This is a genomic window from Sulfitobacter maritimus, assembly GCF_013346665.1.
Taxonomy (GTDB): Bacteria; Pseudomonadota; Alphaproteobacteria; order Rhodobacterales; family Rhodobacteraceae; genus Sulfitobacter; species Sulfitobacter maritimus.
Map to the genome: position 1 here is coordinate 1 of NZ_JABVBB010000021.1, position 21,241 is coordinate 21,241.

Annotated in this window: 15 protein-coding genes and 1 tRNA gene; 6 read left to right on the forward strand and 10 right to left on the reverse strand. The window is 52.1% G+C overall.

Going from position 1 to position 21,241, the window contains the following annotated elements; genetic code table 11:
- Positions 1-38 precede the first annotated feature (38 nt).
- From HTT03_RS01980 to HTT03_RS18955, 3 genes are all read right to left on the reverse strand, one after another.
- Positions 39-1,168 (reverse strand): IS3 family transposase gene (locus HTT03_RS01980; RefSeq protein ID WP_174858008.1). Its coding sequence is split into 2 segments (ribosomal slippage): positions 39-925 and positions 925-1,168, totalling 1,131 coding nucleotides; the frame shifts between segments, so codons are not numbered across the junction.
- 554 nt (positions 1,169-1,722) lie between these two features.
- A tRNA-OTHER gene (locus tag HTT03_RS01990) sits at positions 1,723-1,813 on the reverse strand.
- 103 nt (positions 1,814-1,916) lie between these two features.
- Complete coding sequence (locus tag HTT03_RS18955; RefSeq protein WP_174858208.1) at positions 1,917-2,105, reverse strand: antitoxin Xre/MbcA/ParS toxin-binding domain-containing protein; 189 nt, start codon at positions 2,103-2,105, stop codon at positions 1,917-1,919.
- Between the two features lie 613 nt (positions 2,106-2,718).
- Here HTT03_RS18955 and HTT03_RS02000 point away from each other — a divergent pair.
- The 3 genes from HTT03_RS02000 to HTT03_RS02010 are packed head-to-tail and all read left to right on the forward strand — an operon-like array spanning position 2,719 to position 9,598.
- A complete protein-coding gene (locus tag HTT03_RS02000) occupies positions 2,719-5,022 on the forward strand; it encodes an N-6 DNA methylase (RefSeq protein WP_174858209.1) in 2,304 nt (767 codons plus the stop codon).
- Positions 5,022-6,332: a restriction endonuclease subunit S gene (locus HTT03_RS02005; RefSeq protein WP_174858210.1), complete on the forward strand. Its 1,311-nt coding sequence runs from the start codon at positions 5,022-5,024 to the stop codon at positions 6,330-6,332. Before HTT03_RS02000 ends, HTT03_RS02005 begins: the two co-directional genes overlap by 1 nt.
- Positions 6,329-9,598 (forward strand): type I restriction endonuclease subunit R, encoded by a 3,270-nt coding sequence (locus HTT03_RS02010; RefSeq protein WP_174858211.1) that lies wholly within the window; start codon positions 6,329-6,331, stop codon positions 9,596-9,598. Before HTT03_RS02005 ends, HTT03_RS02010 begins: the two co-directional genes overlap by 4 nt.
- A 630-nt stretch (positions 9,599-10,228) precedes the next feature.
- On the opposite strand, the gene HTT03_RS02015 is transcribed toward HTT03_RS02010, so the two are convergent.
- Positions 10,229-11,380, reverse strand: a complete 1,152-nt coding sequence (locus tag HTT03_RS02015; protein WP_174858212.1) for a GIY-YIG nuclease family protein — start codon at positions 11,378-11,380, stop codon at positions 10,229-10,231.
- Between the two features lie 869 nt (positions 11,381-12,249).
- Between HTT03_RS02015 and HTT03_RS02020 the strand changes: the two genes are divergently transcribed.
- Positions 12,250-12,453, forward strand: a complete 204-nt coding sequence (locus HTT03_RS02020; protein ID WP_281361039.1) for a helix-turn-helix domain-containing protein — start codon at positions 12,250-12,252, stop codon at positions 12,451-12,453.
- 113 nt (positions 12,454-12,566) lie between these two features.
- Here HTT03_RS02020 and HTT03_RS02025 read toward each other — a convergent pair whose 3' ends face one another.
- The 5 genes from HTT03_RS02025 to HTT03_RS02045 form a co-directional block, all read right to left on the reverse strand.
- Complete coding sequence (locus HTT03_RS02025) at positions 12,567-12,998, reverse strand: hypothetical protein (protein WP_174858214.1); 432 nt, start codon at positions 12,996-12,998, stop codon at positions 12,567-12,569.
- Position 12,999: 1 nt separating this feature from the next.
- Positions 13,000-15,147 (reverse strand): hypothetical protein, encoded by a 2,148-nt coding sequence (locus HTT03_RS02030; protein WP_174858215.1) that lies wholly within the window; start codon positions 15,145-15,147, stop codon positions 13,000-13,002.
- On the reverse strand, positions 15,140-16,702 hold the full coding sequence (locus HTT03_RS18635) for a site-specific integrase (RefSeq protein ID WP_174858216.1): 1,563 nt from the start codon (positions 16,700-16,702) through the stop codon (positions 15,140-15,142). The genes HTT03_RS02030 and HTT03_RS18635 overlap by 8 nt, the downstream gene beginning before the upstream one ends.
- The gene (locus HTT03_RS18870) at positions 16,699-17,991 is read right to left on the reverse strand and encodes a tyrosine-type recombinase/integrase (RefSeq protein WP_174858217.1); all 1,293 of its coding nucleotides are present in this window, start codon (positions 17,989-17,991) and stop codon (positions 16,699-16,701) included. Before HTT03_RS18870 ends, HTT03_RS18635 begins: the two co-directional genes overlap by 4 nt.
- Before the next feature lie 152 nt (positions 17,992-18,143).
- Entirely contained in the window at positions 18,144-18,665 is a 522-nt protein-coding gene (locus tag HTT03_RS02045; protein WP_174858218.1) for a single-stranded DNA-binding protein, read from the reverse strand.
- A 192-nt stretch (positions 18,666-18,857) separates the two neighbouring features.
- Here HTT03_RS02045 and HTT03_RS02050 point away from each other — a divergent pair, with 192 nt between their 5' ends.
- Positions 18,858-19,454: a lytic transglycosylase domain-containing protein gene (locus HTT03_RS02050; RefSeq protein WP_174858219.1), complete on the forward strand. Its 597-nt coding sequence runs from the start codon at positions 18,858-18,860 to the stop codon at positions 19,452-19,454.
- 147 nt (positions 19,455-19,601) lie between these two features.
- Positions 19,602-20,129 carry a hypothetical protein gene (locus HTT03_RS02055; RefSeq protein ID WP_174858220.1) on the forward strand — a complete coding sequence of 176 codons (528 nt, stop codon included), beginning with the start codon at positions 19,602-19,604 and terminating at the stop codon, positions 20,127-20,129.
- Between the two features lie 105 nt (positions 20,130-20,234).
- Here HTT03_RS02055 and miaA read toward each other — a convergent pair whose 3' ends face one another.
- The gene (miaA, locus tag HTT03_RS02060) at positions 20,235-21,125 is read right to left on the reverse strand and encodes a tRNA (adenosine(37)-N6)-dimethylallyltransferase MiaA (RefSeq protein ID WP_174858221.1); all 891 of its coding nucleotides are present in this window, start codon (positions 21,123-21,125) and stop codon (positions 20,235-20,237) included.
- Between the last annotated feature and the right edge of the window lie 116 nt (positions 21,126-21,241).

Genomic DNA, 21,241 nt, shown 5'->3' on the forward strand with positions numbered 1-21,241 from the left:
TGGACCTGTCCCGCTTTCGTGCCGCCCCAAGTGCTCGTTTAAGCCACTTTCCGTTCGAAGGCGACGGGGCTTTTCCAGCCCAGTGCTGAGTGGCGTCGCCGTGGGTTGTAGAAGCCGTTGATGTATTCAAAGATCGCCATCTCAGCTTGCCGCCGTGTTTCCCATGACCTGCGCCAAATGAGTTCAGCTTTGATGGTTTTGAAGAAGGTCTCGACGACAGCATTGTCGTAACAATTGCCCTTGCCAGACATCGACACCTTGAAGCCTTGCTGGCGCAGAAGTTTCTGGTAGTCGTGCGAACAATATTGCGACCCGCGATCCGTATGGTGGATGCAGCTCTTGGGCGGTGCCCTGAACGCAATTGCCATCTTCAAAGCCCGTATTGCCAAGTCTCGTTTCATACGGTTGCTGACCGCCCAGCCGATCACGCGCCTTGAATGCAGGTCGAGGATGACAGCCAAATACAGCCATCCCTCACGCGTCCAGACATAGCTGATGTCACCGGCCCATTTCTGGTTCGGTTGGTCAGCCATAAAATCCCGGTCCAGCAGGTTTGGCGCAATATTGAACTTGTGATCACTGTCTGTCGTCACCTTGTGTTTACGGGTTCGCACCACGGATATGCCGTTCTGGCGCATCAAACGACCCACACGGCGGTGACCGATATTCAGGCCGATCTCCTTCAGTTCTTCTGTCATGCGCGGCCTGCCATAGCTGCCCAGGCTGAGACGGGATTGTTCTTTGATGTGCGCCAAGGTGACCAGATCAGACCGCTGTCTGCGGCTGGCAGGACGGCTTCGGAATGCTCGCAAACCGCGCGAACTGACACCGACAACGTGACACAAGCGGTTCACGGGGAAGTGGCTCCGGTGTTCCTCGACAAACCTAAATCTCATTGCTTTAGGCCCGCAAAGAACTGGGTGGCCTTTTTTAGGATTTCCCTCTCCTCCTTGAGAAGACGGTTCTCGCGCCGAAGTCGCTCATTCTCTTGGGCGAGGCTCAAATCCTCTTTCGACACCACGTCTGTGCCTCGGTGCGCGGTGATCCATTTGTTAAGCGTCGACATGCCAACACCCAGATCGTCAGCCACCTGCTTGCGCGTCAGCCCACTCGTCAGTGCGATACGCACCGCATCCTGGCGGAATTCGTCCGTCCGTTTCAGTCCCATAGTTCATCTCCTTTGTTGCAGTAAATGCTATCAAAGGAGCGGCATCAAACTGCGACAGGTCCACTCTTATGCTGACCTACTCTATGGTTCTGCATTTTGTGCAGGAGAATGGAGCCCAATGAAGGGGCTGCTTAGGATTCATAGTCGTTATCAGGTCGGCCGCTAGGAAGTAACGTAGGCGAGGCGCGGTACGGCTCGCTACAGAACGGAGTAGCCGCTTGTGACTGTTTATCGAAATTCTAGCTCAGGCAACGCGCTTGGCAGTCAGACAGGCAACGCGCTTGGCAGTCAGAAAGGAGCCGAGCGGTGGCTAACAGAACCTACCATGGGTCTCGATATTCGGCGTCCGATTGGCCTCTTATCCACGCCAGCCGTCGAATCTGAAAGTGATGGACGCCTGAATAGCAGCTAGAGCGATGACTCTACAATCTACGATGATCCGGCTTTCAAGTTGAATAAGTCCAATTCCCGCTAGTCCTGAAAGAAGACAAAGTAGGAGTTACGACTAACTTAGGAATGTGAGGGCCATCGTCTAAGGGAGGCTCTTCTTTTGGTGGTAGGAGCGGGCGGACTCGAACCGCCGCGCCAACAGTAATCTGCTGTCTGAAAGGGTTTATAAGTCCCGTTGCACACCATGTCGCTCCCAAGAATCCGGCTGAAAGGTCAGCTGGATATTCGGGAGCTCAGCAATATTGGTGCAGCATAGAACATGTGGTTACCGTCCATGATTTTTGCACCGGCGTCAATATCAGACCGGAAAGCCAGCTTGTGCTTCTCGCAACATCCTCTCAATCTTCAAGCGTCCTTCTGCCGTGCCTGTGAGGTCGATTGGCCGCCGCCCTGCCAACAGGGGCGACTTGCGCGTCATCCACTCTACCGCCTTTTCGGCTGAGCCCATAACCTCAACGCAAAACGCCATCAATTCCGCTTCACCCATCCATCACCTCCGACATTGATCTTAGGTTTCTAGAGCGCAGCCGCAAAGGGTTCAGAACTATGATCTCGGAATGCCTACGGGTCTGCACGCTAGGCCTCTTCACGAGATCCTTAACGCGAGATCTCGATAACCTGCGCGTGGCTCGGATCCTGATCGAACGATGGAGGAACCACTGCAACACAAGCCGACCACACAGCGTCCTGCGCTACCCTCCATCGATTCCGGAAGCAGTCGTTTCGATGGATCAGCAGCCTTAACTGCACTAGCATTGAAACTGGGCCACCCCGGGGTGGGGCTCCACAACCTTAAGGGCTGAGTTCAAAGAGTTAACTCCTCAGCCCCCGCCACACACTAGCTCTCAGGTGGTGAGCTGCTGCTGGTTCAAGCTGAAGCGATAGACCTAACCCGGCTTTGGGTGCAAGATCGCAAACGGCTCAAGCCGGAGTTTCGGTTGGGCGTTTTCTACCCTCCCTCAGCTTTTTTTGCGAAGTCATTGGAAGAGGTCTGATCCATTCCCAACGTCATCATAGATGCTGGGTGGTGCGGTCGTCTGTACAATAATTCAGCATCCATCTACGGTCATCAAAAGATAAAAAACAGGCGGACGGAAGAAGTGTCTCAATCTACCAATAACCTAGCCTCTTACATCTGGTCCCTCGCTGATCTCCTTCGCGGGGATTTCAGGCAGAGCCAGTATGGGCGAATAATCCTACCCTTTACTCTTCTGCGGCGCCTGGAGTGTGTATTGAAGGAAACTAAAGGCAAGGTTCTTGCAGAAGCTGAGCGGATTGAAACACTTGGATTGCCGGAGGAGGCCAAGGAGAAGCTGCTGTTGAGAGCCGCTGGGCTGTCTTTCTACAACACCTCTAAGATGGACCTCACGAGCCTTGGTGCAAATGGCATAAAGGACAACCTTGAAAGCTACATTCAGGCTTTTTCAAAGGACGCCCGAGAAATCTTTGAGCACTTCAAATTTGGAGAGTTCACCGCCCAACTTGCTGATGCAAACCTCCTTTATAAGGCAGTGCAGCAAGTCAAAGGTGCAGACCTCAGCCCAGACGTCATTTCTAACCACGATATGGGTCTGGTTTTTGAAGAGCTCATCCGGCGATTTGCCGAAAGCTCCAATGATACGGCAGGGGAACACTTCACTCCGCGTGACATTGTCGATCTGACTACCTCACTGGTCTTCATGGAGGATGATGAGGCTTTAACGAAAGAAGGCGTCATCCGCACCATATACGACCCCACCGCAGGCACTGGTGGCTTTCTATCAGCTGGCATGGAGTATGTGCTTAAGCTCAACCCCGCTGCGGTCATGCGTGCCTTTGGACAAGAACTGAACCCCGAGAGTTACGCGATCTGCAAGGCTGACATGCTCATCAAGGGTCAGGACGTGACTAACATCAAATTGGGCAACACGCTTTCTCAGGATCAGCTGGCAGCTGAGCGGTTTGACTACATGCTCGCCAACCCGCCGTTTGGAGTTGATTGGAAGAAGATCGAGAAAGACATTAAGGACGAGCATACGATCAAAGGCCATGATGGGCGCTTTGGGCCGGGCCTGCCACGAGTCTCTGACGGTTCGCTCCTCTTCCTGATGCACCTCATTTCGAAGCTTCGAGACATCGACAAGGGGGGTGGCCGTATTGGCATCATCCTGAATGGCTCGCCTCTCTTTACAGGGGGCGCAGGTTCAGGCGAAAGTGAGATCCGCCGCTACATCCTTGAGACTGACCTTCTTGAGGCTATCGTCGCCCTGCCAACCGATATGTTCTACAACACGGGCATCGCGACCTACGTCTGGATTTTGACAAACAAGAAAGAACCTAGCCGCAAGGGAAAAGTACAGCTGATCAACGGAACCGAACTCTACAGCAAAATGCGTAAATCCCTCGGGTCCAAACGCAAGTGGATGGACGACAGTGACATTGCTACGATCACGCGCTGCTTTGGTGGTTTCGAGGCTATTGAAGCCAGACCACTCGATAAGCCTGCCGAAGGGAAAAAGAATCGAGGACGTCGGCCTGCAAGCCCCAAGGCTGAAATAGTCAGAACCTTCGCTGCGAAGATTTTTGACACCTATGAGTTCGGCTACCGCCGTCTGACAATCGAACGACCCTTGCGGGAGAGCTTTCAGTTCAGCGACGAACGAATTGAAACCCTGCGCTTTGCCCCCAAACCGCTGCACGCCATTACACAGTGGATATACGAAACATATGGCAGGTCTTGGGATGAAGATGGCGCGAACTATGGCGTCTTAGAGGCGGACGAAATTGAAATCCGAGCTCACATTAAAGCCGATTTCCCCGAACTGAAAGAAAAGCAGGTTAAGGAGGCGCTAGACCCGAGAACTTGGCGCAACCAGCTGGCCGTTCTGCAAAAGGCCCGTGCGTTGCAGGCGAACATTGGGAGAGACCAGTTCGACGATATGAATGGGTATGAAAAGATATTGAAGGCTACAGGCGTAGCGTTGGATGCATCGGCCAAGAAGCAGATAACTGCCGCCGTCAGCTGGAGGAACCCCGAGGCCGAGAAGGTTATCAAGAAGGTTCACAAGGAAGCTTCTGCCAATCCTCTTTACGGGCTCTTTGCGGTGGACGGGCAAACGATTGAATACAAACCGGATGGTGATTTGCGTGACAATGAGAACGTACCGCTGGACCCATCGCAGCCCGTAAATGCGGTGAACGAAGCCTACTTCAAGGCCGAGGTTCTACCCCATGTGCCCGACGCGTGGATCGACGCCCGCAAGGTAGATGCGATTGACGGAGAAATCGGCATCGTCGGCTATGAAATCGCGTTCAATAGGCATTTCTATACTTATCAACCACCCCGCGATCTGGCCGAGATTGATGCGGAGCTTGATGCCGTCAGCGCAGAGATCATGGCGCTACTGCAAAAGGTGCACGTGTGATGGGGGGGCGTTACCGGCGCCTTTCCGGATGCCAGTCCACAGGTGTCGAATGGCTCGGCAACATCCCGAAATCCTGGCAGGTAAAGCGCCTAAAACATCTTGCAAAAATCAGGAACGGGCAAGACTATAAAAACGTGGAAACTGAGGAAGGCATACCTGTCTATGGGTCAGGCGGTCCATTCACCTTCGCATCTACATATTTGTATGACAAAGAATCGGTTTTGCTAGGCCGAAAAGGAACAATCAATAAGCCTCTTTTTGTTGACCACCCTTTTTGGACAGTCGACACGATGTACTACACCGAGATCGACGAAGAGACACCTGCTAAGTTCTTATACTACTTGGCGACAACTATTCAATTTGGAAGGTACTCCACCAGCACCGCTCTGCCGAGTATGACGCAAGAGCACCTAGCAAATCACTCCTTTGCGCTTCCCAAAGATAAAAACGAACAAGCACAGATCGCGGCATTCCTGGATCACGAGACAGCCAAAATTGATGAGCTAATTGCTAAGCAAGAGCGACTAATCGCGCTACTAGAGGAAAAGCGCCGAGCAGTGCTGCGCCATGCGGTGACCCGGGGCCTGAACCCAGACGCTCCCCTGCGTCCTTCTGGCATTGACTGGCTCGGTGATGTTCCGGCGCATTGGGAAATGAAGCCGCTGAAATACCTTTGCAGCTTCACCGGAGGTGGAACACCAAGCAAGGACGTGAAGATGTACTGGACCGACGGTTTGGTTCCTTGGGTTTCACCGAAAGACATGAAGACCTTTTACTTATCAGATACTCAAGACCGAATTACACCAGCCGCTGTAGGCGGTTCATCGACCAACTATATTGAAGAAGGGGCTTTATTAATGGTCGTTCGCTCCGGAATTCTCCAGAGGACGATACCAATTGCGATCAATAAGGTCCGGGTGACACTCAACCAAGATATGAAGGCGCTAAGGTTTAGCGGCTTAGTAGATGTTGAGTATGCTGCCAACTACATCTTGGGGCACCAGGAAGTGCTGTTGCATGAATGGTCAAAGGAGGGTGCCACCGTAGAGAGCATTGAGCACGAGTATCTTTGCAATCACCTTTTTCCAGTACCTCCCATTGAGGAGCAAACTCAAATAAGAAAATTTCTGGATCAACAGAAAGTGGACATGGACTCCCTTCTGGCGAAATCCAGATCTGCCATCACCCTACTCAAAGAACGTCGTACGGCCCTCATCTCAGCCGCTGTCACCGGTAAGATCGACATTCGCGGCTGGCAGCCTCCAAAAGATATTTTAGATCAAGACACCGCACAGAAAGCATTTGCATGAGTATTTCGACAGGCAAGGCAAAAGAGGATATCTTTCAGGACGAAATGATTGACCAAATGGTGGCGGCGGGCTGGCGGCTTGGCACCCCTGCCGGATATGACCGCGAACGGGCGATATACACCGAAGACCTGATCGGATTTGTTAGAGATACCCAGGACGCGGCATGGCAAAAGCACTGCAAGAACTATCCCGGCAACCCTGAACAAAAGTTGTTGGAAAGGGTGACCACCCAACTGAACAAGGCCGACCCTAACGCGACAGGCACCCAGCTGCGCACCTTCGGCACGTTGGGTGTCCTCCGACACGGTGTGAAAGATCGCAACGCAAAGTTCTATCTCTGCCAGTTTAAGCCCGAACACGATCTCAACCCGGACACGCTTGCTCGCTACAAGAAAAACCGCCTGCGCATCGTGCCAGAACTGACTTATAGCCCCCATGCCACCGCTGCTCAACTGGCGGAAACAGGCGTTCAGGCTAAGAGGTGGCGCATTGATTTAGTGCTATTCGTAAACGGTTTGCCCGTCGCAACGCTGGAATTGAAGTCTGAGTTTAAACAGTCGGTCCAGAACGCGATCAATCAATACAAGACGACGCGTCTGCCGATTGATCCCGCGACCAAAAAGCCAGAGCCGCTACTGACCTTCAAGCGAGGTGCCTTGGTGCATTTCGCGGTGAGCCAGTACGAGGTCTATATGGCCACCAAGCTGGCTGGCGCGGACACTTACTTTCTGCCGTTCAACAAGGGCACAAAGGAAGGTGGCGCAGGGAATGACGTGCCCGAGGATGAAACCGTCTATGCCACGAGCTACCTCTGGCAGGAAGCGCTGCAACCTGATGCGCTGTTAAGTATCTTGGCCCGCTACATGCATCTTGAGATCGTTGAGAAAGAAGACTGGCAGGGCCGAAAGATAAAAAAAGAGACCATGATCTTTCCCCGATATCACCAATGGGATGTGGTCGAGAAGCTCGTAAGGGCTGCCAAAGATGAAGGACCGGGCAATAGGTATTTGATTCAGCATAGTGCTGGGTCCGGTAAGTCGAACTCAATCGCATGGACCGCGCATCAGCTGTCATCGCTTTTTGACACTGACGGCGATAAGATCTTTCATTCGGTAATCATTGTGACTGACCGCACGGTGCTCGACGATCAGTTGCAGGATACGATCTATCAATTCGAGCACCAAGACGGTGTAGTCGGGCGTATCAATCGCAATGAAGGTGAGGGTTCGAAGTCTGAAAAGCTGGCCTCTGCACTTGAACAATCACAGCCTATTATCATCGTCACCATTCAGACCTTCCCGCACGTCCTGAAGGCGATTGAGGACAGCACTAGCTTGAAAGGGCGGAACTATGCGATCATCGCAGATGAGGCCCATTCCTCGCAGACGGGCTCAACAGCTCGAAAGCTGAAAGAAGTGCTTATGCTCGATGGTCGTGAGGAGGGGGAGGAGTTGACATCTGAGGACATCCTTGATGCCGCTGTAGCGTCCAGACGCGTGTCCCCAAACCTCAGTTTTTTTGCATTCACTGCTACGCCAAAGACTAAGACGCTGGAACTGTTCGGGCGTCCACCGAATCCAGCTGAACCGCCGTCAAAAACGAACCTACCGGAAGCTTATCACGTATATTCAATGCGCCAGGCCATCGAAGAGGGGTTCATCCTCGATGTTCTAAAAAACTACACCAGCTATAAGGTCGCCTATAATCTTGCGCTCAAAATGCGGGAAGCAGACACAGAGGTAGATAGCAAAAAGGCTAAGCTAAAACTGAACCAGTGGGTGCGTTTGCACGACTACAATATTTCCCAGAAAGTTCAGGTGATTGTGGAGCACTTCAGGAACAACATTATGGGCCTGTTAGGCGGTCAAGCTAAGGCGATGGTTGTCACGAGTTCCCGCAAAGAAGCTGTTCGGTATAAGCTATCCTTTGACAAATATATCGCTGGAAAAGGCTATGATAAGCTTCACGCGATGATAGCTTTCTCAGGTGAAGTCGAGTTTGGCGCGAGCGACCCGAACTCTGAGGGTTTGCTTGGCGAAAAGTTCACGGAATTGGGCATGAACCCTGGCCTCAAAGGTCGCGAGATGCGCAAGGCGTTCGATACTGAGGATTATCAGGTGATGATCGTCGCCAATAAGTTCCAGACCGGATTTGACCAGCCAAAGCTGTGTGCCATGTACGTGGACAAGAAGCTGGCAGGGGTGGAATGCGTCCAAACCCTGTCACGGCTCAACCGCACATACCCCGGCAAGGAAATCAGCGGGACCTACGTTCTCGACTTCTTCAATGAGCCAGAAGAAGTCTTGAATGCCTTTCAGGAATACTATCAGACTGCCGAACTGATCGACGTGTCTGATCCAAACATCATCTATGATCTTTCTGAAAAGCTGCGCGCGTTTGGTGTTTTTCAGTGGTCGGAGGTCGAGCGATTTTGCGAAGCGTATTTGCAGAAGGATAAAAGTAATGCCGCTATTTCGAATATCTGTAAGCCAGCGGTCCAGCGTTGGACGGTCAGGTATAAATCGGCACTAGAGGCTCACCAAACAGCGTTCCAGATGTTTGAGCGTGCTAAAAAAAGTGGTGACCCAGTTCTGATCGCGAATACTGAGAAAACCTTCAAGGACTGCAAGAAAGAGAAGGATTCACTTGAACTCTTCAAGAAAGATCTTGGAACCTTCGTCCGCTTCTACGAATTTATCTCCCAGATTGTGGACTATGATAACAAAGAACTCGAAAAACTGAGCTTATTCGCCCGCCATCTGGGTCCATTACTGCGTGAGGCGGCCGTCAATGACGACGTCATTGACTTAGACCACGTCGCTCTGAGCCATTACCGGCTATCCAAAATCAAACAACAAAATTTGGGCTTGTCTGTTAAAGGTGGTGAAGGGCTAAAGCCAGGTATCGGTCTCGGTAGTGGTGTTGCGAAGGACAAGTCGGAAGAATTTCTTTCGCAAATCATTCAAAAATTGAATGACCTGTTCGCGGGAGATGGTCTAACAGAATCAGATATGGTGAATTATGCTGAGACAATTACCGCGAAGGTTCGGGAAAATGCGCGGGTGATGACGCAAATAGCTAACAACACCCGCGAACAAGCCATGTTGGGTGATTTTCAGAAGGCAGTCGAAGACGCTATCCTCGACAGCAGCCAAGCGCATCAAAAGCAAATGCTGAAGCTGCTTTCCATGCCTGAGCAGAGCAGTGTTTTCGCCCATATCATCTACGAAATGTTGAATCGACATCCGATGACGAAAAAACCGTGACGTGCTGCGAAGCAGCTAATTGCTAAATTTAACTTGCTATGAATTTTGGGCGGGGGTGTTCAAGGCACTAAAGAACTGGCCTTCGCGGAGACTACCGTCCGCGTCTCGCGCCCGGTGGGAAAAGGTGAAACCGCTTCTTCTAGGTCCTATAGCGAGATGACGCGCCACGGATTGAGGGTTGATATTCAGGACGGCTTTGACGGCCTTAATGAACCATCTTCGTCGCATGCGCCTTCGACTGCTAGTTAAACCGCTCCAGCTGGGTCATCGTCTGGGAACCTGTGTAACATAAGGGCAAGGCTGCTAGGACGCTCTTTGTGCTGGAAGGTTCTGCTGAAACCCCGTTCAATTATTGCCACGGTAGTGGCGTAGCTGTGGAGTTTATAGCTTGCTATTGGGGTTTCTGACTAGTTCCGATTGAAGCCCAAGTCGCCGCACCATATTTGAGTGGCTCTGCGCCCTGAAAAAAGGGGCGGGTCAGGCCGTATGAAGCTGGATTTTGCGGCTACTCTTTCTTGGCTGGGAGAGGAGTGGAAACGCACGAAAGCAACGAAATTCATGGAGGCTCAGAAGATTCTCACTGAGTGCCCTCTCTGGGGCGAGAGCCAGATACGCTGAGACGCAAGAAAATCAGTTCGATCTTCCTGCACGATCTCGCCGACGTGCATAGCCGGTACTAAAGTAGTACTCGGTTGCCTCTTCCGCAAAGGATCGACGCTCAGAAGCATTCTCAAAATCCAATCCTTGGCAGGCAATCCTCTCTAAAACACTTCGAGCAGGCAGCTTTCTTGACTGTTGTATTCTCTCAAAAATATTCTCACATGCCCATTCTAGATTTTGGTAATGAAAATCCCGCCTGCACTTTTCCAGATGGCTCTTGTATCCGTATATTTTGGGCTTCGGAACCGGAGCCATTAACCTTCTGATACTCCCTTGCCCGGCTCTGTCAGCCTCAAATTTTGACCTAATATCTTCTGCCCAAGAATTATACTTGAGATACTTTCCCATACGCAAATCCACGATAAATGGTTCTGCGAATTCAGCCCACTTGTTCGGCTGCTGCAAAAGTGGCTTAACCGTTCTTGGGTTGCCGAATAAGCCCTTTCTCCAACGCTCAGCGTAGAATCCTGTTGCACATTTGACTGCGTGGATCGCGTCCTTTGGGGGGCATTCGAAAGCTTCTCCTGCATATAGCTTTTCCTGTAATATCGCGTGCGCATCGTATTCGATCATTTCGTTCGCGGGATGCGCGATTGCGAAAACAATTTGATAGGGTAGGTGAACCGTATAAAAGCGATCTGTCATAAGATCCCTAACGCGCCGCGTTAGGTCGTTCGTCATACCTACCTTGCACAGTTCAGGGGTCGAAGGGCTACGAACCACATACACATACCCCGCTTTCTTCTCACGGAGCTTCTTCTTTTCCGCCTTTTTCCGTAGGGCGGTTGTGCCGTTACTATCCTCTATCTTGCAGATCGCATCTTCAACTGCTTGGAGGCGGTTGTTTAACGGTACAATCTTGAGGTTCAACTCGGAGATCTGATCGGTAGTCCGGTTGCTCCTGGCAGGGCTTTGCGTTTTTTTTAGTTCGTATAGTTCGCTTCGTCTTGCTCTTAACAACTTCAATTTTGCAGACAGTTCATCTCTTTCTGCCCTGAGCTTTCCCTCAATTCGTTGGTCGGGTATGATCTCCTCCTTGCCGACATTCAACACGCCTTGGATGCCAACTGTATTATTGAGTGTGCTAGGACTATTATCGTTCTTAAAAAAACGTTTGAACAATTTTGTCCCCTTTCTAGCTCGTCTTCCTGTGAGGTCGCCACCTAGAGCGTTTCTGTGTGACGCCATTCTACAGCTTAGGCTCAGCACACATATCCAATAGGTAGCGGTAGCGGCAAGAGCGATTGCTGAGAGGGAACACCTCCAAGCATAGGTCGTATCGGGCCACAACGCGACGCCCGTCCTATGTAGATCACCTTAGCTTACTACTAGCGCGATATCACTTTGATAGGTTTTCCCAGAGAAAGCTATAAGGCTCACCGCTTTCATAGCCGTATGGTCGTGAGCAGTACAACTCTGGCTGTCTTTTAGCTTCCAGCCGAGAGACTACAACTAAATTTGAGCCAAGGATCCTAAACGTGCTGTTCAGCCCGCCTTCCGCTTACTGGTTCTCAACACATGATTATCCAGAGGATGCGTTCCAAGTCTCTGACAAAGGTGAATTCCCGTAGACGTAATAACGTTCTTCTGTGACCAGCCCCCATTTCTCTAGAAGCAATGCATAGACACGGGGAACATGGGGCTCCTCCAAATAAAAAATGGATTGAGACCCGCGTCGTCCTCGCTTGGTCAGATACACAACGCGGCCAGAGAAAGAGGCGCTTTTCAACGATCCAGGAACAATCAGGCCTTTTCGGAGGGCTAACGCTCCTTGCTTTTCTGACAATCTACCATACCACATTAAGTGAAAGGGAAGGAAAACGCCTGGGCGCGTGCTCTGTCGCGTCTGAAGAATAGCCTGCTCGGTCACGAATCGCTCCTGTTTTGGGAGCATCTTGTGACTCAGCTAAGGGTGCTTGTCGAGAGGTTTAGGGGCGAGCACATTGGCAGGCGCAGTTCATACAGATGCATACCGATTGCTACGGCAGGAATTGGTCGGGCTGCGACAGGCGGCGGGCATGTCGCAGGCTAAACTTGCGGAAGAACTCGGAAAGCCAGCATCCTATGTCGCGAAGTATGAACTCGGCGAGCGGCGGCTCGACGCTGTCGAACTCTGCGTTATACTAAGATTAACTCGTGCTGACCCTCGTCAATTCTTCGTCAAGCTATACGACGCATCACCAGACAAATTGTGACAACGGTAGTAAGCCGCGCGTGATTGTCGTGCTACGCAGGGTTGGATTCCCTTGCTTCCTATCAACTCTACGAGGGGCGTAGATTGATACACCTGTCGATTTCAAGCTACCTTTCACCTTCTTGCGCGGTTAGATCTAGGGAGCGGCTTATTCAGCTGCTTGTTCAGGGCAACCATGTCGACATTGGGCATCATGTAGAGATTGTATTGCCACCGCGCGAATTGCTCGACGTACAGTTCCCGTTCGCGCTCCAAACGAGCGACTTGCGCTTTAAGCTTCTCAACTTCGGACAGGGCAGCTTCTAGAGTGTAATCGACGCTATAGGCGGAGTTCGTTGCCTTTGCGGACTTCAGTTCCGCTTTTCGAGCACGGACTGCCTGAACAAGTTGAGGATAGCTTAGAAGCGTGTGCCTGGAGATGCTCGGTACGCCGATGATTTGAGCTACCATTTTGCCAACAAGTGGCCAAGTTAACTTACCTTGCCAACCATCTAACTCTAGGAGGATACGAGACATTGCGTCTTCATTGATGAGTTTGGTCTTCATCTTATGTTCCTAACAGCCCCCGCAAATAGTCATCGGATAGCTTCTCATCCGACAGATCAGCGGTGTCGGTTTCATACCCGGCGTTTTGGAGCGCCCTTTTAGTTTGGCTCGTATCGTATTCTTTGGGTACCCGGATTAATGTTCCCTTTGGCGTTTCTGGGTCTTCCAACTTCAGGCGCTGCGTTCTAATTAGCGCCAATCGATAACCGAAGTGATCAACCCAGCGAGATGCCCCAAAATAATCTAAGCCCTCCGCCTCACGGGCTCGATTGAACTCGGCCTCGACCAGTTTTTCTTCGACCCGAATTTTTTCGAGATTGTCGGTCAGGCCCTTGATTACGCAGTGCTCTTTACATGTTAGACAGTTCCCGCCCTTAGTGCAGGGCTCCATAGCAAAGTCATGTTCGCAAAAGCCCCACTTGGTTATTTCAGCGACTCCAAGCCTGCCTTTGTATCCAAGCGCTTCGTAGGACACTGGGCCATGCAGTTGTGCTTGCTGTAGAGCGTTTTGCGAAACTCGGGATAATTCGAGAACCTCTCGCTCTCTTTGTTCTCTCTCCGCTGGCGTTCTCAGATCATAGTGGCGGTTATCGTCGACCCGAAGCCTCCCAGCCCACTGAGCAAGTTCGAAGCTGTCCATGTTCCCGCGTTCTGCGTTTGTCGAAAGCCAAACTCTAAGTTGATGACTGGTCAACCTAATTTCAGATCCGTCTTCATTTTTCAGGCCGAAAGTACTAAAGATAGACGCGGTTCGACCTCCGCTTTTGTTTGGGCGGCTTGCTAGTGCATGGTTGACCAGTTCAGTACCCAGTGTTGGTACGGCTAGCTTATATGGCCTCGTATTAAATTGACGGTTGGCAGCGAACTCCCAAGTGAGGACCAGAGAATCTTGCAGTTTTATCTCCGTTCCTAAAACATTTGGAAAATTTTTTGGTAGTACCCGTCTGGCGAAATCACCAAGGTCATTATACGTAATGGTCTCTTTTCCATCGACGTGATCCCAAAATCTCTTGTTTAGCTCCGGTGAGCCCACATTTATTCCGAGAGCAATCCTTTTGGTGATACCTCTAGTGATTTTGAGCTGAGCATCAGAGGCCTTTGGATTTGCCGTGAGGCCGAGGGCAGCGTGAATCTGATATCCGTTCAGGGGGGCGGTTTGCTCGAAACCCTCGGCAGTACAGCACCCTTGATGTACATAAAAGCCATCTTTTCTGTCATGGTAGAAAGCTGCTGCTCTCCTTGGCTCCTCGCTTATATCCCGAAGTCGCTTTACCGCTTCTTCAACTACGGGCTCCATAACTTTTGGCACCCATTTTATTGTTTCGCTAAAGCCTTTTGCTGAATGCCAACGGACACCCATGCGGCGCTTAGTTTCTCCACCGTCTTCGTACTCTTCCTCTGTTAAGCAGTCACGAGTTAGATAATTAAGTTCGGACACCCGACCGGGCGCAAAGATCAGCATGATAATCAAACTGGTCACATATCTATCCGGGGTTGTTTCTGCGCGATTGAAAGCGTCCATGATACACAACATTTCGTGCATGGAAGGGCATCGTTCTTCCTGCCATTTCTTATCTTTCTCTGAGGTGCCCATGGAGCGCTCGCGGGGCCGGTTCCAAGGGTTTCGCCATATCGGTAGGTCAATCAGGATCTTCTTATCTCTGATTTCATCGTACAATTTTTCAAGTGCTTGGCCAAATCGATACAGAACGGCTGGGCTCATTCTGCCAGTCGTTTCGACGAGCTCGCGAACTTTGCCTTGAACGATGCCGTCCAATTCAAGAATGTCTGGCTTACCGTACACTTCAATTAATGCGGCATATACATAGCGCAGCCCATTGAGGGGTTTGCCAACCGTCGACGTCAACTTTCTTGTAAGATGTGTTCGAATATAGGCTTTAGCAAAATCCATAAATGGTTGCTCAAATGGTGTATGCTGTCGCTGACTTTGGTTGCGTCCTTGAAACTTCAATTGCGAAAACAAGACCACGGTTTTCGTAGAGCTAACTGAATACTCCCAACGATCCACTGAAAACCCACCTTGGTCTTCAAATAGTGTCAAGTTATCGCGAGCAAAGCTGATGAAGTCGCGGAGGTTGCGGACACCATCAGTCTCATGCTGGGGTTGAAAGACGACAGTATTAACCATTTTCAGACCTTAGCTGTTCGGCAGCAGTTTTGATCGCGAACGAACGGCTGATTTGCAAGTCGTACGATTGGAGTACGCCGTTACCGACATTATATTGCCTTAGTTCGTCACGCTCATCCAAGAGCTCAGTCAGCAGCTCGTCCCACGGCGCGTCTATCCAAGGTTGGAACTGAGTGCAGACAAGGCAAGACTTGATGCCGCCAGCACAGAAACCTTCGTTTCCGCAGTTTCCCATAGATGCCCCCCCGGCTTTATGGATCCGGCTGTTCGGATCGTTGGCGCGGATCGCATCTCTTTCGGAATCGATAAGCATGCCTCTCGCTGCCATTGCTAGTGGGGCGAGGGCAGGGAGCATCGCTTCATCGATCCGCTCGGCTACGTTGGGAGTGTTTTCAGTGTAAACTCCGATTTGCTGAGTATCGGAGTGGTCTAAAAGGTAAGCTAACTCTGTGCCGCCGATACCTTTTCGCCTGAGGTTAGTGGCCCGACTCCGTCTCATCCTTGTCTGGGTGATATGGATCGTGTCGCCAGTGCGTTCTGAAATAGCAGTGCACATGTGCGACAGTTTTCCGACGATGGCGGCTGTCTGGCTGCTAGTGGCATGCAGAAAGTCCGGTGTTTCTCTAAGTATTTTGCTCAGAGCTTCAAGCGACCCCAGTTGTTGAACGCGTGTGCGATCAGCAAAAATTGGCAGTTCTTGTAAAATTCCGACGGGCACAGCATCGGGGATGCATTCCTCAACCATGTTGGAAACGATTAGACTTAGGTTCTTTAGAATAAGGTATAAATCTTCGCTAATTAGTACTTCACGAAACTGACTACGATAGGTTGCTGCACGTTGCTTTGATCGAGGTACGGCAAGCCAAAACTGACGAGCAGCAGTCTCGTTAGACGTTTTGAGGTCCTTTGCACGTAGAGCGCGAAGGTTTACGGAGCGCCTTCCGGTAACAAACGAACAGTAAAACCAAGCATACTCCATAAGTGAGATATTTTCTTTATCAAACTCATTCGTTGCCCAATTCAATACTGCGGCCTGTTCGGTCGTGGTGTATGGGCCGCTGTGTGGGCAGCGGTGTGCTACTGCCGCACCCTTCCTGTTCCCCCGGAGGCTGAGGGTATCAAGATAGGGGATGACATCGTTTTCTAGCCCTTTCTGTCCGTAGTCAGATAAGGTACGCAAGAACCCCCTGAGATGCCCAAGTCGGTATTCGTTTTGACGATTGAGTGAAGAGCGAAAATTTTGGAGCTGAGTGGTTGTAATTGGTTCGCCCGTGAAATGCGGTGATCCAAGGAAACGCAGTGAATTATATAGGCAGCCGGAAGTGTAGCTAGAGGATGCTTCTACAGCCAATCTTCCGAGAGTGTATCTAATCGCTTCGCATAATTCGCCTTCATCCTCGAATATGTTTCCCAACGCAGAGAGATTCAGGCGATATCCGCCATCCAGCTGCCAGATATCCTTCGCAAAATCAAATTCATAACCAGCCTTCGATCGTAAAAATTTCGAAGGCCTGGATTTTCTTGCGGCGTCTTGCTGGTTTTTCGACGACTTCACAACTTCTGCCGCTTGTTTATGGAGATTTCATCCAACTGAACTTGCATTAGACGATCAGCCTTCTCTTTGATATGTCGCAAATTGTACGTTTCTGAGGTTCTTTCTGAGCGCCAGCGATTCAGATTCATACGTATTTGCATTTCTTCTTTTTGCGAGATTTGATTTGCCGAAGGGTCCTTGGCCGCACGGGCATTGTGCTCGTCAAACTTCTTTGAGAGTCGATAGTTGAAGTTGTGCCGAAAGCCGTGGCGTGTGATCTCGTTGAAAATTTCCGGTGTCTGATTAGATGCTGGTTTGGCAATTCTGGTTTTGAAGGTCGCGATGCCGACTGGCTGGCCATATCCAACTCCCTTCCGATGGTTCACGAATACATATGGATGAGATCTTGCTGCCTGAATTTGAGAACGGTCTTCCATGATGTATCGGCGTAAGTCACGAGCCAGAGTTTCCGTAATGTAGACCTCACCTTCTTCAGTTTTCACCACGGGTTGATGTTTTCGGCTGTCGTGAACGTCATCATGGCGTCGAATGATTTTCAGCACCCGGCGAGACCAATCGACGTCCTCAATCCGAAGACCGAGAACTTCTCCTCCCCGGGCACCTGTCTCGTACATGATGTCGAACATCACTTGGTTGCGCAGTCTCACATTTTTGCGGAATGGATTATCCGGATTATCGACCCGGACCAAGCGAATGGCCTCAGAGTAAACTTCCGGTGGAGCGGAGCGGTAGTTTGGATCGCCTTGTAATCCCGAATTCCGAGCTACTCTTGGCGCCTTCGCTTTCATGAATTCAGCCATTTCATCGAAACGCGCATACAGTTCTGTACGATTGGCGGTACCACGGTGTATGGTCTTTCCGACAAAAACCAAAAAAGATGCAGCTACACTCATTCGGTATTTTTGAAGCCCGGCGCTAACTGTCTCAAGGGGCGACAGACTATGCGGGTGATGGACTTGCAACGAGACCACATCTTTAAATTTCTTGATTTTCTGCGTTCTTTCGACTTCAGCACGCTTAAGTGTGAAGTGGTCGTATAGCGCATCGATGTCTGAGGAGGACAAGAGCTTTTTCGCTCCGAACTCCGAGATTAAATCTCTATCGTTCACTTGCTCCCAGAGTTTCAAGTGACGAAGTGCCGTGAGAACACTTAGGATCGTATTCTGAGTAGACTTGTAACGCAGTTCAACTGTGACAAAGAGTGTTGACCAATAATCTGGTAATCCATCCGTCTCAAGGTAGCTGAATCGTTCGCCGCTGGCAAAGATAACATTGCGTTGGGTTAGCACACGATTCCTCAACCAGTCAAAAATCTACACTTTTGATTAGTTTCGAAACCGTGTGCCTGTGTCAACCTCAAAAATCTACACTAGAGGGGCACATCTATCTTATTTTTAAAGAGTTGAGGTAGATAAATCGACTCTCTTATATTTTGTTACTCTCAGAACGGAATCTCATCATCAAGATCACGGCTGCCGCCACCACCGCCGCCGTAGTTGCCGCCGCCGCCTTGGGAGGAGGGGCCGCTGTCATAGCCGCCGCCGTAGTCATTGCCACCGCCGCCGCCGCCATAGCCGCCTTGGCCACCGCCACCACCGCCGGAGCCGCCACCGGGGCCGTCAAGCATGGTCAGCGTGCCGCCGAAGCCTTGCAGCACGACTTCAGTCGAATAGCGGTCTGCGCCGGATTGGTCTTGCCATTTGCGGGTCTGCAACTGGCCTTCGATGTAAACCTTAGAGCCCTTTTTTAGGTACTGTTCGGCCACCCGCACCAGACCTTCTTGGAAGATCGCCACCGAATGCCATTCGGTCTTTTCGCGGCGCTCGCCGGTGTTGCGGTCTTTCCAGGTCTCCGAGGTGGCAATGCGCAAGTTGCACACTTTGCCGCCGTTCTGGAACGACCGCACCTCGGGGTCGCGCCCGAGGTTGCCGATTAGGATCACTTTGTTCACTGAGCCGGCCATCTTGCCCCCTCGTTTGTCATTTCATGTCAGGTCGGGGCGCGAATCCGATCGCACCCGGTCCGGCAGGTTATACCGCGCTTGGCTGGCAGAGAACACCGACTTTCCCACCCAAAAGGCCGCGTAAATCATCGCTGGCTTGGGCGGCGCAGTTTGGTATAGTCGCGCCAATGCAACGGCACGGGGCAGGGACAGATGCAAAGAACGAAAGTTGTGGCCGGTCTGGCCGCGGTCGGCTTGATTGTAGCGCTTACGCCCCCAGCGGCGGCTGAAATGTTTTCCTCGAAAAACCGGCGCGCCTTGTTTTCTTCGCAAAAGAACATCCTCGATAACCGGGCGGCCAAGCAGTATTCGGCCTCTGTCGGTTTGCAGCCGCCCAAGGTTGTGACCCCGACGAAATGGGACGTGCCGAAATACGGCGGTTCTTACAAAGGGGCCTATCTGACCATTGCGCGGGAGGCCGCGACGCGCCATGGCATCCCGGTTGATCTGTTTTTGCGGCTGGTGCAGCAGGAAAGCGGCTGGAATCCCAAGGCTGTGTCGCACAAAGGGGCGTTGGGGTTGGCGCAGTTGATGCCGCAGACTGCGCGCGTGCTGCGTGTTGATCCCACCGATCCGGCACAGAACCTCGAAGGCGGGGCGCGTTATCTTAAGCTGCAATACCGCACCTTTGGCACATGGGAGCTGGCGCTTGCGGCCTATAATGCGGGGCCGGGGGCGGTGAAGAAATACGGCGGCGTGCCTCCCTATAAAGAAACGCGCAATTATGTTAGAGTGATTACCGGCAGCTAAAGCGATGGGTGGATGGGCGACAATCGTCCTATCCGCCGTCTTTGGCATGTGCACACAGGAACCTTATTGGTCCTGATGGTGTTCTTTGTCCAGAACCACCTGCGAAGGATTGGCCTTCAGCGGGGAAAGATAAACTGGAGTTAGAACATGCTCACAACGATCAAAAAACTCGCGCTGGCAGCCGGTGTCAGCACCATTGCATTGACCAGCGCTGCACAGGCTCAGGACGAGCTGCGCATTTCCGAAATCGCAGTTGAATCTTCGGTCGCCGCTGCGGCTGATAGCAATGGTCTTGAATTCTATCCCGATCTGGCCGAGGACATTCGCGCCGAAGTGGCGGAACGTGTCGCATTGAGCAGCGATGGTGCCGATCCGCAAATCCGCATCGACCTGCGCAAGATCGCCTTGAATGGCGCAACCATGCTGCCGGAGTCTAGAGAATTCAACCAGTTAGAAGGCGTTGTTGATATCACCAACCCAACCGGCGAAAATGCTGGCTATAGCTTCCCCGTCAAGGTGACAGCCGAAAGCGGCGACGGCATCGTGCCTGAGGGCTATGTCACCGTGCCGCCGTCGGACCAAGAATTCTATGTAGCACTTGTGTCGACCTTTGCAGATGTTGTTGCCGAAGGTCTGAAGAACGTGAACACAGCCGGCGGTAAAGTTGATCCCTAAGGCTTATTAGACCTCTCTTCGGGCTGTCTTTCCCCGAAATTGCCCGAAGACAGCGGCGCGGATCCTCCCCTGATCCGCGCCATTTTTTTGCGCGACGCGGAGGTGCTAGTTCGGTGTCACGCGCTGCCAATCCGACATCTTGCTGCGCATCCATGTGCGTTGGCGTTTCGCAAAGCGCCGGGTGGCGATGATGGCGGCTTCGCGGGCGTCCTCAAGCGCCCATTCGCGATCGATGTAGCGGATCAATTCCGGCACGCCGATGGCGCGATGCGCGGGCAGGCTGGGATCATAGCGCGGGCGCAGGGCGGCGACCTCGTCCAGCGCGCCCTGTTCCAGCATCAGGTCAAAGCGGCGTTCGATGCGCGCATTAAGCCAATCGCGCTCGACATCGAAGACAACAGGCAGACAGTCCTTAAGCGGCAAAAGCGGCGCACCGGTGTCGCGCTGCCATTCGGATAGACCCCGTCCGGTGGCGGTCCAGACCTCCCATGCCCGCTGGACACGTGCGCGGTTGCGTTGGTCGATCCCTGCGGCAGTCTCGGGGTCGAGTTCCGCCAGCAGCGTTTCCAAGGTCATGTCGTCGCCTGCTGCACGAACCTCTGGCGGCGTAGGCGGAATTTCCGCCAGCCCTTGGGTCAGCGCGGAGAAGTAAAGGCCGGTGCCGCCAGTGATGATCGGGCGTTGGCTCCCATGCAGCAGGGGGGGCACTTCGCGCAGCCAATGGCCGGTGGAATAGGGCGCATCCTCTGGCAGGTGGCCATAAAGCGCATGGGGCGCGCGGGCTTCTTCTTCGGGCGATGGCCGGGCGCTGATGATGCGAAAGCAATCATAGACCTGACTGGCATCAGCATTGACGATCACGCCGCCCTGCGCGTCGGCAATGGCCAGCGCGAGGGCGGATTTGCCGCTGGCGGTCGGCCCGGCGATCAGCACCGGGCGGTCGGGGGCGAGGCCACCGAGCAGCGCGTCCAACTGGGCTTGCGGAATATCCGGCATTTCTTTGCGTCTTCCTCTCGTCCCGCATTGAACCTTGGGCGTATTTGCGACATTTTGGCGCGAAATGAAAACCCTTCCCTTTCTGCGCGAGTCCCTCGCCCCGGAAAGGTGAGCGA

Coding starts and splice junctions, on each gene's coding strand:
- HTT03_RS18955 (WP_174858208.1), bottom strand. CDS start 2,105: ATGGGTGAAGCGGAATTGATGGCGTTTTGCGTTGAGGTTATGGGCTCA.
- HTT03_RS02005 (WP_174858210.1), top strand. CDS start 5,022: ATGGGGGGGCGTTACCGGCGCCTTTCCGGATGCCAGTCCACAGGTGTC.
- HTT03_RS02010 (WP_174858211.1), top strand. CDS start 6,329: ATGAGTATTTCGACAGGCAAGGCAAAAGAGGATATCTTTCAGGACGAA.
- HTT03_RS02025 (WP_174858214.1), bottom strand. CDS start 12,998: ATGAAGACCAAACTCATCAATGAAGACGCAATGTCTCGTATCCTCCTA.
- HTT03_RS02030 (WP_174858215.1), bottom strand. CDS start 15,147: ATGGTTAATACTGTCGTCTTTCAACCCCAGCATGAGACTGATGGTGTC.
- HTT03_RS02045 (WP_174858218.1), bottom strand. CDS start 18,665: ATGGCCGGCTCAGTGAACAAAGTGATCCTAATCGGCAACCTCGGGCGC.
- HTT03_RS02050 (WP_174858219.1), top strand. CDS start 18,858: ATGCAAAGAACGAAAGTTGTGGCCGGTCTGGCCGCGGTCGGCTTGATT.
- HTT03_RS02055 (WP_174858220.1), top strand. CDS start 19,602: ATGCTCACAACGATCAAAAAACTCGCGCTGGCAGCCGGTGTCAGCACC.
- miaA (WP_174858221.1), bottom strand. CDS start 21,125: ATGCCGGATATTCCGCAAGCCCAGTTGGACGCGCTGCTCGGTGGCCTC.